The sequence below is a fragment of the Streptomyces scabichelini genome (assembly GCF_011045015.1).
GTDB lineage: Bacteria > Actinomycetota > Actinomycetes > Streptomycetales > Streptomycetaceae > Streptomyces > Streptomyces scabichelini.
The window spans coordinates 18220-33694 of record NZ_JAAKZY010000112.1 but is presented as its reverse complement, the minus strand read 5'-3'; the positions used below and the strand labels follow the sequence as shown (position 1 = coordinate 33694).

Here is a 15475-nt window from a genome sequence, read left to right as displayed (position 1 = left end):
CCCTCCGGCCCCGGCGCCGGCGCCGGCCCCGGCCTACGGTGCCCCCGCGCAGGCGCCCACCGGCCAGAGCGGCCCCGAACTGGCGACCACCGACATCAGTGGCAGCCTGAGCACCAAGGTCCCCGGAGGCGTGAGCGCCAATGGCTCCAACTCGCTGCTCCCCACGGCGAAGGATGCCGCGGACGTACTGAACGCGGCCAAGCCGATGCACGGCAATCTGTGGCTGTAAGCCTGATACCACGCGGTACGGAGCCGGCCCTCGGTGTACACCGAGGGCCGGCTCTGCGTTTGTGCACGGCCAGTTCGGACACCGGCACGTGGGGGACTGCATGGCGTACGTACGTAAGAACGTCGGCACACTCACCGGGACCGAGAAGCGCCGGTTCGTCAAGGCGCTGCTGGAGGTCAAACGGCGGGGCGGGTACGACAGTTCGTGCGGCTGCACACCGCGTCGGTGACCGTCCCGTATGGGGACTGGGCCGTCACGCGAGGCTTCCGCGACAAGCTTGAGGGCTGGGGCACCGGACGGGGTGGCACGTCCTGGCACAGCCACAACCCGGTGCACCGCTCGCTGGATCGGCGGGGCCATACTCGGCGGCGCCTCCGTCAACGACCCCGGCCTCTGGCTGCACCACGCCTTCGTCGACCTGCAGTGGTATCGCCGGCAGCGCCGGCACCGCGGGGCCCGCTACCTCCCGGCGACCCCGCCGCGCCCCGGCGACGGGCAGCACGGCCGGATCCACGGGTACGCGTGAGAGGACGCGGGCATGCGGAGAGCCCCGGTGCTCGGGGGTGCCGGGGCTCTCTCGGATAAGGGCGACAGACGTCAACGACCGTGGCGGTGGCGGGCCTTCTTGTCGTCCTTCTTGTCCTTGCCGCCGTCGTTCTTGCAGACGTTGCCGACGGCCCGCTCGAGTCCGCCGAACACGGTGACGGTGTTTCCGCACACGTTGATCGGTGCGTTGATCGGGACCTGGACCACATTGCCGGACAGGACGCCGGGCGAACCGACCGCCGCGGCCTTGGCGCCGGCGTCCGCCGCGGCGAGACCGGCCCCGCTGAGCACCACGGCGCCTGTGCCGAGAGCGACTGCGCCAATTTTCGCGATGCGAGACATCACGTTCTCCTTATTGACTCGGTGAGTACGGCAGCACATCGCGCGACCGCACTGCCCGTTCAACGCGACGGCCCCAGGCCGGTCACGACGATCACCTCCGGATCACTCGTTTGACCAGGGCCTCGCCGCAGGGGCGGTGGTGTCCGCTCATGGCCGTTCACGGTGCCCGGCACGCGGTCCGGCCCAGGAAGGTGTCGGCCCGCTCGCTGTGAACAGCGGCTGCCCGCAGGGCAGTTGGCCGGACGTGACGGCACGGATCTGCCCATCCGATGGATGCTCGGCGGTGCCGCAACGCGACATTTCTGAAGAAACTTCCTCATATAGGCGTTTCATACGATAAAAGCACCAGGCGTCGCGTAGAGTCAGTGACTGTCAGCGATCAGTCCTCACGGACTGTGTCTATTCGACGAACGGAGACGTCATGCGCAAGTACCAGAGGGTCGCGGTCGTCGCGGCCATGCTCGGCAGTGTCAGCTTCCTCGGCGCCGGTGTCAGTCAGGCGGGGGGCGGAACGAACTGCTCCATGAACGACTCGATGACAGGGCTCATCCAGATCGAGCGGCTCGACATCAACGTCATCGGCAACCAGGATGCCAACGACAACGAGAACATGCACTGCAAGGGGCACTGATCAGGTGATCCAGTCGGGACTCTGGGCCCGGGCCAGGTGCCCGAGCCCAGAGTCCCGCCACCTGTCGCGGTCCACCGGACGGTAGCTGGCCCGCCGGATTCGGCCACCCGGTGGATGCGCCAACGCCACGACGTGCATTTTTTCAGGAAACATACCGCTATTGGGCGTTTTGACTGTCAAAAGTCGCAAGCCTCGCTTACCTTAATGACTGTTGGTGACCGGTCCTGTACGGACTGTGTCGACTTGAGAACGGAGAGGTAATGCGCAATATCCAGAAGGCCGCAGTCGTCGTGGCCATGCTCGGCAGCGTCAGCTTCCTGGGCGCCGGCGTCGGCCACGCGGACGGCGGGGACGACAAGTTCAAGCTCGACAACCGGCAGAACCAGTCGTGCGTGCAGAACGACTCGCAGGAGGGGCTGATCCAGCTCGACGACGTGAACGTCAACGTCGCTGCCCTCCTGGGCTTCGGCAACCAGGACAACAGCGAGCGCGAGTCGCTGGCCTGCTCCCAGGCCTTCTCCCTCGGCAAGAAGCACTGATCACTGATCGGGTGATCTAGGCAGGACTCGGGGCCCGGACCAGGTTGTCCGGGCCCCGAGTCCTGCCTTCTGGCGTTCTCGCCGGTCCCAGTGTCCGTAGTGACTCCGCCGTCCGACCACGGGGAGTCGACCGTAAAGGAAAAGGTAGATGCTCAACTCGAAGAAGATCGCGGCGGCAGTCGCGGCGGGCGTCCTGGGGAGCTTTGCTCTGATGGGTGCCGGTTCCGGTGCCGTCCAGGCCTTCGCCGGTGACGGCTCGGGCAGGTGCGTCGACGACGGCAACGGCCAAGTCCGCTGCGAGTACGTGAAGAAGCGTCACCTCGTCACCGACACGCTCGAGTACCTCGGCATCGGCAACAAGTCGACGCAGGACTGACCGACTTCGCGTAGCCGGGTCACGTGCTTCGGCATGGGGCGATGCGCAGTGCCGTCGCGCAGTGCCGTCGCCCCAGCAGCGGCTGCCCGCAGGGCAGTTGTTCGGACGCAACTGCCCGGGTTCGGCCATCCGAAGTACGAGCCAGCGCCACGGCAGGCATTTTTTCGGGAAACTTGCGTTATTGAGCGTTTTGCCTATGAAAAGCCGTAATCACCGCTTAGATTAGCGACTGTCAGTGACCAACCCGTCACGGGTTGTGTCTACTTGAGAACGGAGAGGTAATGCGCAATATGCAGAAGGCTGCAGTCGTCGTGGCCATGCTCGGCAGCGTCGGCTTCCTGGGCGCCGGCGTCGGCCATGCGGACGGCGGGGCTGACAAGGTCAAGCTCGACAACCAGCAGAGCCAGTCCTGCCAGCAGAACGACTGGCAGAAGGGACTCGTCCAGCTCGACGACGTCAACGTCGGCGTCGCCCTCCTGGGTCTGGGCAACCAGGACAACAGTGAGCACGAGTCTCTGGCCTGCTCCCAGGCCTTCTCTCTCGGCAAGCACCACTGATCACTGATCAGGTGATCTAGGCAGGGTTCGGGGCCCGGACCGGATGTCCGGGCCCCGGGATCTGTCGCCCGGCTTCTTGGCCGGCGCAAGTGTTCGGAATGAGCCCGCCTCCAGTGGCCAGGGGGCGACCGTAAAGGAAAAGGAAGATGCTCGATTCGAGGAAGATCGCGGCGGTAGTGGCGGCGGGCGTCCTGGGGAGCTTCACTCTGATGGGTGCCGGTGTCGTCCACGCCCTCGCCGGTGATGGCGCCGGTAAGTGCGTCGGCAGTGGGAAGGGTCAAGTCCGCTGTGAAGGGGTCAGTAAGCAGCGGGTCACCGACAGGGCCGGAACCCTCCTCCTCGTCAACAAGTCAACGCAGACCTGCCCGACTTCGCGTAGCGAGGTCACCTGCGTCAGTGATGTCGTCGTCGCCCCTGACGGGAGATTCTGATGCGCCGTCATTCCTGTGTCTTCAGCTCGGCGGTGCCATGACGGGCTTTTTCGAGAAACTAACGTGATTGGGCGTTTCGCTCTCCAAAAGTCTCAAACGTCGCTTACAGTTGGCGACTGTCAGTGACCGGTCCATCACGGGCTGTGTCTACTTGAGAATGGGAGAGGTAATGCTCAAGTACCAGAAGGCCGCAGTCGTCGTGGCCATGCTCGGCAGCGTCAGCTTCCTGGGCGCCGGCGTCGGCCAAGCGGCGGGCGGGGACGAGAAGGTCAAGATCGACAACAAGCAGAACCAGTCGTGCGAGCAGAACGACTCGCAGCGCGGGCTCCTCAACCTCGACGACGTCAACATCAATGTCGCCATCCTCGGCCTCGCCGACCAGGACAACAGCGAGCGCGAGTCCGTGACCTGCACCCAGGCCTTCTCCCTCGGCAGGTGATCACTGATCGGGTGATCTAGGCAGGACCCGGGGCCCGGACCAGGTGTCCGAGCCCCGGGCCTGCCGCCTGGCTTCTTGGCCGGTCCAAGCATCCGGAACGACTCCGCCGTCCAGTCGCGGGGAGTCGACCGTAAAGGAAAAGGTAGATGCTCAACTCGAAGAAGATCGCGGCGGCAGCGGCAGCGGGCGTCCTGGGGAGCTTTGCTCTGATCGGTGTCGGAGCTGTTCAGGCCTTCGCCGACGGTGGCGCCGGCCAGTGCGCCGACGACGGCATGGGCCACGTTCGCTGCTCGCAGACAAGCACGTACAAGGTCGGCAAGGACAAGGCCGGAAACGTCCACGTCGTCAACAACTCGACGCAGAGCTGCCCGACTACGCACAGCCAGGTCACCTGCATCAGCGACGTCGTCGTCCCTGGCAAGCGGGCCTGACGCCCGACCGAGGTGGCCGAGGCGCCGTTGTTCACGTCGGCACCCGTCGCGTAGGTCCACCTGCGCAGCGGAATATGGCCGGGACCCGAAACGGGTCCCGGCCATCCCCTGTTTTTCGGCACGCAGACCACAGCCGGCCGTTCTCCCGTCGCGGAGGGCGGCCGGTTCGCGTTGCCCCGAATGGAGGGAGCGGTGCCAAGTGGCCCCGGGGCGCGCGGACACAGGGCCTCACCAGGGACAACGGGCAAGGCGGCGGGCCCGCGTGGCTACGGTGCGCGATCGAACGGTTGCGGACGGCCGTCACGGCTTTCACGGTGAAAACAAGATCCGACACACCGTCGAAAGGAACATTCATGCGTGCTCTGCCCGCACGGCGTATCGCGTCCTCCGCTTTCTGCGTCACGCTCCTGCTCGGCATCGCCGGACCCGCCGCGGTGGCCGCCGACCATGACTCGGCGCGTGACGCCCGCGCCTCGGCGGCCCAGGCGCCGGTGCCCGGAGCGGACACTCTGGCGCCGCCCGTCGGGGCCCTCGGCCTCCTCGGCGGAGTGCTCAAGCCGGTCACCGACCTGCTCGACTCCGTACTCAAGGCCGACAAGGGCCGACTCCCCGCCGACGACGCGACGAAGCTGGCCGACGCGGTGAAGAAGGCCATCGCCAAGGCCTCCGCGACCAACCCGACCACACTGCCGGCGGCCGTCCCGGCGACGCCGACGCTCCAGCGGCCCAAGGCCGACGGCCGCCCGGCCGTCAAGGCCCCGGCCGACCTCAGGGCCGACGCGCTCGCCGCGCTGCAGAAGTCGGTCGACGCCCTCGTCAAGGAGGCCAAGAGCGGGAACGCCGCCAGTGTCGACAAGGCGGCGCCGGCCGTCGTGCAGGACCTCGTCAACGTCGTGGCCGCCACGGTGCTCGGCGGCGGCACGCCCGCGCCGAACCTGGAGGGTCTGCCCGCGCTGTCCCGCACGTCCCGAACGGGGAGCGGTGGCTGAGGCGAAGCAGCCCCCGCCCCAACCGTCGTGCCGGCCCCGACCGGGGCCGGCACGACGGCTGTTTTTCACGACCTTTCAGAGATCTCATATGAAAGATTCATTTGTGAACGATCCCATTTGACGATGCGACACACCCTTCGATCGGGTGGGTTCCCGGGAATTCTCGGCGTACGGAGTTTCCGTCCCGACCGGGGATCGTTGGGCAGGAGGAACCGTGAACATTCCCTCTGGCGACGTGAGTTGCCGAAGAAAGGAACACGATGAAGCCTCTGAAGGTCGTCGCCGTCGTCGCCGGGTCCATGGTCGTCGCTGGTGCCGCCGGCCCCGCCTGTGCCGCCGAACTCATGCCCAGCAAGCCGCCCACCAGCCTCAAGAGTGCCCTTGACGTGATCGAAAGCGCGCCGCTCGGGGCGCAACCCCTCCAGACCAACGCGCTCGACACGGAGAACAAGGACTCGGCGCTGAGCGCCGTCAAGGGCGCCACGAAGCGCCTCAACTCACCCAACGGCCCGACGCGGTTCCTCGGAGGACTTCCCCTCCAGAAATGATTCGCCCGGTTCGTCGGGCGGGTCTTTCTGAAAGGCGACGCCCGCACCGGTGAATGGCGTGTGGGGCTGAAAAGGGCCGATTCCGCATCGTGCGGAATCGGCCCTTCGTGTGTTGGCGGCTCCGGTCAAGGGCGAGTGCAGCGGCCCGTCGGGTTGGCGGCCGGCGGGCGGCACTGGAGGGCGAAGTCGGAGGCCTTCTTGCTCAGGTAGCGGCCCATGCAGGTGTTCGGGGTGGTGCGGCCGCGGTCGCGGCAGAAGTTGAGGGCGGCACGGCCGTTGGCGAACGGGCCCGGGGCGTAGATGACCCAGAAGCCCGGGCGCAGGGACGCGAAGTTGTCGCTGCGGACGTAGACGGCCTCGGGTACGGACTGCCGGACTCTGGCGAGCCGTTGGTCTCTGGCGGCGGTGCCGGCCTCGACGGGTTCGGAGAAGAGCTGGGCGATCCAGCGGCCGCCTTGTGGGGCGGCCGGTGAGGCGGTCGGCCGGGGGGTCTGCTGCGTGGGGGAGGAGGTCGGTGTGCGGGCCGGCTGCGATGTGGGGTTCGGCTTGGGGTTCTGGCGCGTCGGTTTCGTCGCCGGAGCGGAGGACGTACCGCTGTCGGCCTTGTCGTCGGTCGTGTCGCCGAGTGTGAGGGCGAGGGCGGTCGCGGCGGTGATCGCGAGGGCGACCGCGATGACAGTGAGGACGATCGGCATACGGCTGCGCGGGCGGTCGGCCGAGCGGTCGTGCCGGGGAGGCGGTGTCGGCAGGGGGTTGTCCACCTGGGTGAGCACGTACGGCACCGGGCCGGCCGGTGCCGCCGTGGTCAGCGTCGGCTGGGCCCAGTGCGGTGTTGCGCCCTGCTGCACCTGCGCCAGCATCGCGTCCAGCCGTGCCGGGTCGGGGCGGGCCGCCGGGTCCCGTACCAGCAACGCCTGGAGTACGGGCGAGAGGGGGCCGGAGCGCACCGGCGGCGGCACCGGATCGTCGAGCACCGCGGCCAGGGTGGCGAGCGTGGTCCCGCGGCGCAGCGGGCTGACGCCCTCGACACACACGTACAGCACGAGCCCGAGGGACCAGAGGTCGGACGCCGGGTCGTCGTCGTTGCCACGGATCCGCTCGGGGGCGATGTACTCGGGGGAGCCGACGAGTTCACCGGTGGCCGTCAGGGACGTCGAACCCTGGAGGGCCGCGATGCCGAAGTCGGTGAGTACGGCGGTGCCGTCGGGGCGCAGGAGGATGTTGGCGGGTTTGACGTCGCGGTGCTGGATGCCCGCCGCGTCCGCGGCCCGCAGTGCGGCCAGCACCTGACGGCCGATGTGGGCCGCCTCCGCCGGGTTCAACGGGCCGTCGTCCAGCCGCTCCTGGAGGGAGACACCGCTCACCAGCTCCATGACGAGCCAGGGATGCGGGGCCTCGTCCACGATGTGGTGGATGGTCACCACGTTCGGATGATTGAGCCGGGCGAGGGCCCGGGCCTCCCGCAGCACGCGCTCCCGCTGGGCGTCCGACGTCGCCGCGTCCGCGCGTACGGCCTTCAGGGCGACCTCCCGGTGCAGCACGCTGTCGCGCGCCCGCCACACCATCCCCATCCCGCCGCTCCCGAGCCGCTCAATCAACTCGAACCGGCCGTCGATCACGTCCCCGGGTGCGTTCATGGGCGACAGATTAGAGGAGCCGGGGACGGTCTCACCGGGTGGGCCGGAGGTTCGCCCGGGTGGTGGGACGTCGAGTGGAAGCCGGTGCGGCGACGGTGGATCGCACCGTCGCCGCACCGGGCCTGGCTCAGGCGCGGTGGGTCTGTATCGACCGCGTCACCGTGTGCGAACGGTCTTTGCCGGCGTATTCTTCGGTTGAAGAAGAAACCATCGACGGGATGCATGCGGCTATTGCCAAGGCGGCCACCGTCGATGCGAGGATTGCCAGGCCGGCTGTGAATACGCCGCCGTTCTTCACTGCGTACTTGATGGTGCCTTTCAGCATTCTTTGTTTTGCTCCCTATTTGTTCATCGGGCGAGTGCTGGCAGTCAGATCGCCGTTCCGACGGGAGCAGTGAACCCGGTGGCGCCGGTCTTTGCAAGCTCAGGGTTTTTCTCCCGCAAGTGGCTTCCCGAGGCGTTCTCAATCTGGTAGAAGAACCAGGTGCGGAAAGTCAGGTGTAATACCCACGCTTACGGTCGGCCCCGGCGGCCTCCGCCTCGAGCGCTGCCAGGCTGTCACGCGCCTGTGCGGCCTCGCCCGCCGCGCCGATGCGGTCCGCGATCTCGATGGCCGCGGCGATGTGCCGGGCGGCGGAGTCCGACTGTCCCAGCCGGTGCTCGGATGCCCCCAGACCGTGGAGGGCCTGGGCTTCTTCATGCGCTGCCCCGATGCTTGCGGCGAGATCGAGGGCGCGGCGATGGTGGGCCGCCGCGTCATGAAACCGTCCGGCGGCATGGAGGGCGAGCCCCATTCCATGCTGGGTGATGGCGGCGTTGCGACGGTCTCCGAGGCGACGAAAAGTGGTGAGCGAATCCCGGTACAGATCCAGCATTTCATTCAGTTCACTCGGTGACGTCATACTGCCGGCAAGATTTATCCGCGTAATGGCGAGATCGGCAGGGCTCCCGCAGTCCGTGAGTACGTCAAGGGCTTCTTGGAGAAGAATCCGAGCGTATTGCGTATTTCCGGTGCGGAGGTGAAGGTCTGACAGGTTGTTCAATACGTGGGCGGCTTCCCTCATGTCTCCGGAGGCATGGAACCCGGTGAGTGCGGCATCGAAGTTTTCCCGGGCGCTCTCCAGGTTTCCCAGGTAGAGATGCGTGATGCCGAGATTGTTCCGGGAGCGCGCGATCTGCCAGACGTCCCCGGACAAGAGTCGAAGGGCCAGGGTTTCCTGCTGATGCGCGAGCGCCTCCGACAACTGGCCGGCGTTCCAGTGCAGCACACCGAGCCGGTGGAGGGCCTCCGCCCGTGCTTCGGTGTCGCCGATGTCCTGTGCGCCCTTGAGCGCTCGTCGGTGTGCGGCGTCCGCTTCCCTGTAGCGTCCGCAGTGCGACAGGGCGGTGCCCAGGTCGATGAGTGCGTACACCTCGGCCTGCTGTTCGCCCACTGTGCTCCAGTGGTGCGCGGCCGCCTCGTGCATGTACCGGGCTTCGGTCCAGTGCCCCTCCTCGTCGAGGAAGTCGGCCAGCGTCCCGGCGAGCAGCGCTGCTTCATGAGGGCGGCCGTTCGTACGGCAGTGACTCTCCGCCGCCAGGAGCCCGGCGCGCTCCGTGGCGAGCCAGCGTCTGGCGGCCTGGGCGTCGGGCCATGCGGGGACCGGGCGAGGCGAGGGGTGAGGCACTTCCGGGCGCAGGCGGCGAGGATGGAGGAGTCTGTCCGCCGCATCCGATGCCTGTATGTAGAAATCGACCAGTCGGTGGACGGCCGCTTCACGGTCCGCCTCCGAGTCCTCGACCGCCGCCAGCGTGCGAGAGTATTCGCCGAGAAGATCATGAACGGTGTAGCGCTCGGGCGTCGGCTCCTGAATGAGATGGGCGTCGAGGAGTGCGTCGAGGAAACGCTCCGCGCTGCCGACCGTAAGGTCCCCGAGCGCCGCGATCGTGAACGCGTCGAAGTCAGGACCGAGCCGAAGGCCGAGTGTGCGGAAAACCGTTCGTTCTTCGCTGGTGAGTGTTTGGTACGAGATTTCGAATGCTCTGGCTATCTCCCTTGATCCGTCCCGCAATTCCGTCAGCCGACTGCGTCCGGGAATCAGCTTCTGGAGGAGGTGGGCGGTTGTCCAGGCAGGGCGGGAGAGCAGGCGTCCCGCGGCAAGTTCGACGGCCAGGGGGAGATATCCCGACAGGCGGACGATTTCTGCTACTTCGTTCGTCTGGCGGGTGCGGTCCTCACCGGCAACCTTCCGGAAGAGCGCGATCGCATCCTCGGGCGGGAGGACGTCGAGTTGGATGGACTGGACGCCGGGCAGTCCCGTGATGCGGCGGCGGCTGGTGACGATCACCAAGGACGGTGAGGCGCCCGGCAGCAGCGGGCGCAGCTGTTCGGGACCCACCGCGTCGTCGAGGACGATGATGGCGCGGCGCGTGCTGAGCAGAGTGCGCCACAGGCCCACGAGGCCGTCCAGGTGGTCGGGGAGAGTCGTGGCCGGAACGCCCAGCACCCGCAGCAGACTGGTGAGAGCGGCCTGGGCGGTGAGCGGCTCCTGGCCGGGGGAATGGGCGCGAAGATCAAGGTAGAGCTGGCCGTCGGGGAACTCAGGACCGAGAGAGCGCGCGGCGTGGAGGGCGATCAGGGTCTTCCCGATCCCCGCCATGCCGGAGACGGCCTGCAGCGCGATCACCGTGCCGAGCGAGGAAGGCGCAGTCGACCAGGCGGATGCGCGGCGTGAGATCGTGGCCAGCTCCTCCCTGCGGCCCACCAGTTCGGCATGGCTGGGCAGGGTTCGCGGAGCGGCCACCGCGGGTTCCGGCCGCGGAACCAGTTCCTGAACCGGCGCACCGTGCAGGACGAGACTGTGGACTCGTTGCAGGGGTTCGCCCGGGTCCGTACCGAGATCTTCACGCAGGCGGCGCCGGACAGCACCGTAGATACGCAGGGCGTCCGCCTGTCGTCCGCTGCCGTAGGCCGCGGTCATGAGCTGGCCGGCCAGTGTCTCGTCCGTGGGATGTTGTTCGAGCAGCGCCGGTACATCGGCCGCGACTTCGGCGAAGTGGCCTCGGCGGAGTTCGATGCCGATGCGTGTCAGTTCTGCGGCGAGGCGCTTCTCCGACAGGACTTCGCGGAGGGTTTCCGCCCAGAGGCCGGGGAGGCCGGCGAGCGGCTCGCCCCGCCACAGTGCTGTGGCGTCCCCGAGCAGATCCAGAGCCTGAGAGTCCTGACCGTCGTCGGTCAGGGAGCGGGCCTGAGCCGCCAATTGCCGGAAGCGGTGGTAGTCGACCTGGTCGGGGCGTACGTCGAGCGTGTAGGCGTGCGCTCTCTGAACGAGGCATTCACCGACGTCGAGGTCGCGGAGTCTTCGACGTATGCGGGCGACGTACGAGTGGAGACTCGCGCGTGGCCTGGCGGGCGGGGCGTCGTCCCACAGGCGGTGGATCAGGCTGTCGAGAGCTACTGGTCGCCCGGCGTCGAAGGCCAGGGCCACGAGCAGCAGGGACTCTTTGGGCGAGCCGAGCACAACCGAGCGTTGATCTCTGCATAGTTCAACGGGCCCCAGCATGTGAATGTCCAAGTCCACCAGTGCCCCCCGGGCGATGGTTGGCCTGCGCTCTGGCTCCGGCAAAAGAATGGCATGTGGACAATTAACGTTCAAATAGCGGAACAACTTGATACGAGATCAGACTTATTTTGGCTGAATAGCTCGCTTGAGGAAGATATTCCGTCTGGAGGGACGACGGACGGGTAGGAGGAGTCGCGGCGGAAGTAGGGGGGCAGCATGAGGACGCGGGAATGAACCAGGTGACGGCCCTGGAACTCAGGGCTGCCCTCACTCTGGCGGCACAACAGCCGAAGGCGAGACATGCGCTTCTTGAGATCGCGTATGCCTCAGATCGACCCGCGATGGTCGAGTCGGTATCCGTGTGGGCGGCGGGAGAGACGGGACGGAGCGCCGATGACCGCATCCGGGCGCTGTCCGAGCTGCTGGCGGAACAGGCCGCGGCGCAGCCGTCGCTGGCGCGGGAGCTGAGGAACTGGCTGACCACTGTGGTCGCCTCCGGCGAGCCGTCGGCCCACGCCGGGCATGAAGTGGCCAACGCCATCGGCACGGCCGCCGAGATCACGGGAACGGTCGTCCAGGCGGGGGACATCCGCGGCGGGGTGCACATCCATCCCGTGCTCTCGGACCCCACGATCGCCCGCGCACCCGCGGTCCCGCGCCAACTGCCGCCTGTACCCGTCCACTTCACCAATCGCCGACGTGAGCTCGCGGAGCTGGACGGGCTGACAGCGTCCTCCCGGGACGGCCCTGTGATCGCTGTCATCAGTGGACCGGCCGGAGTCGGGAAGACCGCGCTGGCGCGTCGCTGGCTGCGCAGCCTGGCCGAGGTGTTCCCCGATGGGCAGTTGTACGCGGATCTGCGCGGCCACTCCGTTGAAGGTCCCGCCCGGCCCAGCGAGCTCCTGGCGGAGTTCCTGCGCGCCTTCGGGCACACGCGGATACCGGCGGAGCTGGATGAACGAGCGGCACTGTGGCGTTCGGTCACCGCCGGTACGCGGATCGCCCTGCTCCTGGACAACGTGCTCAGCGCGGCGCAGGTCCGCCCACTGCTGCCCGGGACGACCCACGCCCTGACGGCGGTGACCAGCCGAAGCCGTCTGACCGGCCTGGGCATGGACGGCGCGACCTTTCACCCGCTGGACGTGTTCGCCACCGGTGACGCGGTGGAACTCCTCAGCCGCAGGGTCGGGGTCGAGCGCGTACGGAAGGAGCCCGAGGCCGCCCTGGCGATGGCGAAGGCGTGTGCGGGCCTGCCGCTGGCCATGTGTGTCGCCGCGGCCCGGGCAGCGGCGCGCCCCCGCCAGCCCCTGGCAGTGATGGCGGGAGCGCTGGGCGATGAGGGCGGAAGCGCCCTCGACGCACTGCGCGTGGAGGGGAAGTACGCCGTACGGGCCGCGCTGGACGAGTCGTATCGCCTGCTCACACCGGAAGTGGCACGCGGCTACCGCCGGCTGAGTCTGGCACCGGTCCCCCTGCTCACCCCTCCGGTCGCCGCCGCGGCCTGCGCGGTGCCCGCAGCGGAAGCCGAGCGCCTGCTCGACGAACTGGCCGAGGTGAATCTCGTCGAGGATCTCGGACCGGAACTGCGCACCGGGCTGGGCCGCTACCGCTTCCACGATCTGATCAGGGCCCATGCGGAGGGTCTTGCCGGAGAACGGGAGACACCCGCCGACATGACGGCCGTGGTGCGGCGTGTCGTGCACTTCTATCTGTCCGCGGCGACTTCCGCCGAGTCATTGCTGACGCCCAGCCATCGCACGCTGCCTCGTGACTACGCGCGTCCGCCTGCCCCGCCGCCCTTCTCCGATGCGCCGGGCGCGTTGCGCTGGCTGGACGCCGAACGGCTGCATCTGATGGCCGTGCTGCGGACGGCGGCCAAGCGGAACTGGCACGCCCTCGCCTGGCAGCTCGCCGATGCCATGTGGCCCGCATTCCTGCGACTGCGCCCGTACGACATGTGGATCGAGGCCCACGAGATCGGGCTGGCCGCGGCCCGAGAGGCCGGACACCGGGAGGGAGTGAGACGGATGCTCACCTCCGGCGGCGCCGGCCTGCGCAACGTCGGCCGGTATCAGGAGGCCGTCGCCTGGTTCAGCGAGGCACTGGAGACGGCACAGGAGGACATGGCCCGCAGGGACGAGGCCCAGGCCCTGCACGGCTTGGGCCAGACGCACCGGCTCGCCGGGCGGCTGGCCGAGGCTCACTCGTACTTCGGCCGGGCCCTGGCCCTGCGCGAGGCGATGGGATACCGGCGGGGCGCCGCGCTGACCCGGCTCTGTCTCGGAGACACGGCCCTGGCCGCGGACCGCCCCGACGAAGCCGTCCCCTATTTGACGAGGGCCCGCCAGGACCTGCTCGCGGAAGACGACCACTACGACGCGGCACGCGCCCTGGCCTACCTGGGACGTGCCGAGGCGCTGCGCACCGACGGCAGCCAGGAGCTCGCGGAGCACCGACTGCGCCAGTCACTGGCCGAGTTCGAGATTGCCGGCTCTGTCCACTGGCAAGGGCGCGTACTGGAGATGCTCGGTGAAGGCGCCGAGGAGCGGGGCGACTCGGAGCGGGCCGGAGACTGGTACGAAAAGTCCCTGGCCCGCTATGCGACGGTCAGTGAGTCCGACAAACGCCGTCTGGAGAACCGGCTGCGGAACCTGGGGTCAAGCTAGCCGGAACGTCATGGCGCGCTTTCCCGCATCATGCTCGCGTGCAACACGCGGGCCACTTCCAGGGCGGTCAACTCTCCTGATTCATCGGGCAGTTGGAGAGTGACCCTGGCGCGAGTGAGAGCCGTGCAAGCGCCGTCCGGGCCGGGCACCACGACCAGCGCACAGCCCGGATAGCGTCGCAGTGTCCGCTCGGCCAGCACCCTCGCGTCGCCGGAGGGACGAGTACGGCTGCCGTACAGCACGTCGGCACACTGCCGCCAGGTCTCGCTTACGGCGCCGTCCAGGCAGACGATCACGACGTCACTCACGCCGGTACCTCGCTTGCGCCGACCTCGTGCCACCGTGAGGGAAGCGGCAGCTTGGGAAGCGACGGCTCGTGCGCGGGTTCGCCGAGACCGAGGATCCGGTACATCAGGCACCGGGCGTTCTGCCCGAACCGGCCAGGCTCCGAGGAGATCCGGCTCGCGATCGCCGCGTACTCCTCGGCGGGGTATTTGGCGCGTGCGTACGCGAGTTGCTCCGGCAGTGGGTGAGCGGGGGAGATCGCCGGAGCCACCCGGGCCAGCTGCGCACCGGGTGACGCGGGGTCCACGTCCTGCGCCGGAAACCGCGCCAGCAGAATGGCCGCGCGGGTCAGCGTCGCGTACAGCGTGACGGAACCGTGGTCGCCGATCACCCAGTCGGCGGCCACCAGCAGGGCACGCCAGTCCGCCTCCGGCGGTACGACGGTGATCCCGTGCCGCCTCGCCACCGACAGCCAGGAGCGAACCTGCCAGTCACCGTGCCCGGACCAGACGTTGGGGTGCACCAGCACTCCCACCGCGTACTCGTCCGTCGGCAGCTCCGTCAGCAGGCGCGGCAGAAGTGCGTCCAGCCTGTTGAAGGACGAGCCTGGCCCCCAGGTGGAGGTGGCCAGGAGCAGCTTCTGGCCGCGACGCAGCCCCAGCGCCGCGCGATACCGGCGCCGCAGGGGCATGCTCGCCACGATCCGGTCGTGGCTCGCGTCCCCGACCACCTCGGCGACGGGCACCGCCTCCGGACACCACCGCTCCAGGGTGACCAGATCGTCCCGGTGCGCCAGCGCCACCGCTTTCGGTACGACCTGCCCGTCCCGCATCAAGTACTGTCGCCCGAGCCCGCCGACGGTCCGAGGCGTTCCCGGGTTCCGGTCGTCCGTGAGCCGCGACAGCTTCATGTGCCCGGCGCCGTGCGGCAGCCGGATCAGTGGTCCGTGCAGCTGTTCCACGCCCTGCGAGCCGGCGGCCAGCACGAGATCGAACTCCGTGTCCAGTGCCTGTGGCCAGGGCAGCACCGAACTGCCCAGCGCATGCAGCGAGCGGGCGGCACCGGCGTTGAACGCGTGCGGCGCGATGGTGAAGTCGACCTGGATCCGGAGATCGGACTCCAGCAGCGGCAGCAGGTCCCGCAGCCGCTGTCCGTACACCTCGGTGTGTACGACGACCAGGACCCGCTTGCAGCCGGGCAGTGTGAGCCACTGGCCGCTCTTCGCGGCACCTTGGGCCTCGGGGCGTGCGGGCCCCGGGTTGCTGTCACCTGTCATTGGTTCCCCCG

16 protein-coding genes and 1 pseudogene are annotated in these 15475 nt (G+C 68.3%); 12 read left to right on the top strand and 5 right to left on the bottom strand.

The genetic code is table 11. From position 1 onward, the window contains the following. Both G5C60_RS29840 and G5C60_RS29835 read left to right on the top strand, forming a co-directional pair. Positions 1-229 (top strand): hypothetical protein (locus G5C60_RS29840; RefSeq protein ID WP_420907422.1); only part of this gene is annotated, 229 nt, incomplete at its 5' end. Between the two features lie 100 nt (positions 230-329). Further along, a pseudogene (locus G5C60_RS29835) lies at positions 330-740 on the top strand (tyrosinase family protein); the annotation flags it as partial. Between the two features lie 86 nt (positions 741-826). Here the strand turns inward: G5C60_RS29835 and G5C60_RS29830 are convergent. Continuing rightward, the gene (locus G5C60_RS29830; protein ID WP_165264074.1) at positions 827-1117 is read right to left on the bottom strand and encodes a chaplin; all 291 of its coding nucleotides are present in this window, start codon (positions 1115-1117) and stop codon (positions 827-829) included. A gap of 421 nt (positions 1118-1538) precedes the next feature. Here G5C60_RS29830 and G5C60_RS29825 point away from each other — a divergent pair, with 421 nt between their 5' ends. From G5C60_RS29825 to G5C60_RS29790, 8 genes are all read left to right on the top strand, one after another. Further along, a complete protein-coding gene (locus G5C60_RS29825) occupies positions 1539-1748 on the top strand; it encodes a hypothetical protein (RefSeq protein WP_165264073.1) in 210 nt (69 codons plus the stop codon). A 260-nt stretch (positions 1749-2008) separates the two neighbouring features. Next, positions 2009-2287 (top strand): hypothetical protein, encoded by a 279-nt coding sequence (locus G5C60_RS29820; protein WP_165264071.1) that lies wholly within the window; start codon positions 2009-2011, stop codon positions 2285-2287. A 148-nt stretch (positions 2288-2435) separates the two neighbouring features. After that, positions 2436-2663, top strand: coding sequence for a hypothetical protein (locus G5C60_RS29815; RefSeq protein WP_165264069.1), 228 nt, complete (start codon positions 2436-2438; stop codon positions 2661-2663). Positions 2664-2944: 281 nt separating this feature from the next. After that, on the top strand, positions 2945-3220 hold the full coding sequence (locus tag G5C60_RS29810) for a hypothetical protein (protein WP_165264067.1): 276 nt from the start codon (positions 2945-2947) through the stop codon (positions 3218-3220). Between the two features lie 600 nt (positions 3221-3820). Continuing rightward, positions 3821-4090, top strand: coding sequence for a hypothetical protein (locus tag G5C60_RS29805; protein ID WP_165264065.1), 270 nt, complete (start codon positions 3821-3823; stop codon positions 4088-4090). 146 nt (positions 4091-4236) lie between these two features. Next, a complete protein-coding gene (locus G5C60_RS29800; RefSeq protein WP_165264063.1) occupies positions 4237-4521 on the top strand; it encodes a hypothetical protein in 285 nt (94 codons plus the stop codon). A 353-nt stretch (positions 4522-4874) separates the two neighbouring features. After that, positions 4875-5510 carry a hypothetical protein gene (locus G5C60_RS29795; protein ID WP_165264062.1) on the top strand — a complete coding sequence of 212 codons (636 nt, stop codon included), beginning with the start codon at positions 4875-4877 and terminating at the stop codon, positions 5508-5510. A gap of 260 nt (positions 5511-5770) precedes the next feature. Next, on the top strand, positions 5771-6058 hold the full coding sequence (locus G5C60_RS29790) for a hypothetical protein (RefSeq protein WP_165264060.1): 288 nt from the start codon (positions 5771-5773) through the stop codon (positions 6056-6058). Between the two features lie 125 nt (positions 6059-6183). Here the strand turns inward: G5C60_RS29790 and G5C60_RS29785 are convergent, their stop codons facing one another. Then, on the bottom strand, positions 6184-7695 hold the full coding sequence (locus G5C60_RS29785) for a serine/threonine-protein kinase (RefSeq protein ID WP_165264058.1): 1512 nt from the start codon (positions 7693-7695) through the stop codon (positions 6184-6186). 74 nt (positions 7696-7769) lie between these two features. Between G5C60_RS29785 and G5C60_RS29780 the strand changes: the two genes are divergently transcribed. After that, complete coding sequence (locus tag G5C60_RS29780; protein ID WP_165264057.1) at positions 7770-8093, top strand: hypothetical protein; 324 nt, start codon at positions 7770-7772, stop codon at positions 8091-8093. 96 nt (positions 8094-8189) lie between these two features. On the opposite strand, the gene G5C60_RS29775 is transcribed toward G5C60_RS29780, so the two are convergent. Then, on the bottom strand, positions 8190-11255 hold the full coding sequence (locus G5C60_RS29775; protein ID WP_165264055.1) for a BTAD domain-containing putative transcriptional regulator: 3066 nt from the start codon (positions 11253-11255) through the stop codon (positions 8190-8192). A 212-nt stretch (positions 11256-11467) separates the two neighbouring features. On the opposite strand from G5C60_RS29775, the gene G5C60_RS29770 reads away from it, so the two are divergent. After that, positions 11468-13903 carry a tetratricopeptide repeat protein gene (locus G5C60_RS29770; protein ID WP_241267172.1) on the top strand — a complete coding sequence of 812 codons (2436 nt, stop codon included), beginning with the start codon at positions 11468-11470 and terminating at the stop codon, positions 13901-13903. A gap of 8 nt (positions 13904-13911) precedes the next feature. Here the strand turns inward: G5C60_RS29770 and G5C60_RS29765 are convergent, their stop codons facing one another. Both G5C60_RS29765 and G5C60_RS29760 read right to left on the bottom strand, forming a co-directional pair. Next, on the bottom strand, positions 13912-14211 hold the full coding sequence (locus G5C60_RS29765) for a hypothetical protein (RefSeq protein ID WP_165264053.1): 300 nt from the start codon (positions 14209-14211) through the stop codon (positions 13912-13914). After that, the gene (locus G5C60_RS29760; protein ID WP_241267171.1) at positions 14208-15464 is read right to left on the bottom strand and encodes a hypothetical protein; all 1257 of its coding nucleotides are present in this window, start codon (positions 15462-15464) and stop codon (positions 14208-14210) included. The genes G5C60_RS29765 and G5C60_RS29760 overlap by 4 nt, the downstream gene beginning before the upstream one ends. Positions 15465-15475 lie beyond the last annotated feature (11 nt).

Coding starts and splice junctions, on each gene's coding strand:
- G5C60_RS29830 (WP_165264074.1), bottom strand. CDS start 1,117: ATGTCTCGCATCGCGAAAATTGGCGCAGTCGCTCTCGGCACAGGCGCC.
- G5C60_RS29825 (WP_165264073.1), top strand. CDS start 1,539: ATGCGCAAGTACCAGAGGGTCGCGGTCGTCGCGGCCATGCTCGGCAGT.
- G5C60_RS29820 (WP_165264071.1), top strand. CDS start 2,009: ATGCGCAATATCCAGAAGGCCGCAGTCGTCGTGGCCATGCTCGGCAGC.
- G5C60_RS29815 (WP_165264069.1), top strand. CDS start 2,436: ATGCTCAACTCGAAGAAGATCGCGGCGGCAGTCGCGGCGGGCGTCCTG.
- G5C60_RS29810 (WP_165264067.1), top strand. CDS start 2,945: ATGCGCAATATGCAGAAGGCTGCAGTCGTCGTGGCCATGCTCGGCAGC.
- G5C60_RS29805 (WP_165264065.1), top strand. CDS start 3,821: ATGCTCAAGTACCAGAAGGCCGCAGTCGTCGTGGCCATGCTCGGCAGC.
- G5C60_RS29800 (WP_165264063.1), top strand. CDS start 4,237: ATGCTCAACTCGAAGAAGATCGCGGCGGCAGCGGCAGCGGGCGTCCTG.
- G5C60_RS29795 (WP_165264062.1), top strand. CDS start 4,875: ATGCGTGCTCTGCCCGCACGGCGTATCGCGTCCTCCGCTTTCTGCGTC.
- G5C60_RS29790 (WP_165264060.1), top strand. CDS start 5,771: ATGAAGCCTCTGAAGGTCGTCGCCGTCGTCGCCGGGTCCATGGTCGTC.
- G5C60_RS29785 (WP_165264058.1), bottom strand. CDS start 7,695: ATGAACGCACCCGGGGACGTGATCGACGGCCGGTTCGAGTTGATTGAG.
- G5C60_RS29770 (WP_241267172.1), top strand. CDS start 11,468: ATGAACCAGGTGACGGCCCTGGAACTCAGGGCTGCCCTCACTCTGGCG.
- G5C60_RS29760 (WP_241267171.1), bottom strand. CDS start 15,464: ATGACAGGTGACAGCAACCCGGGGCCCGCACGCCCCGAGGCCCAAGGT.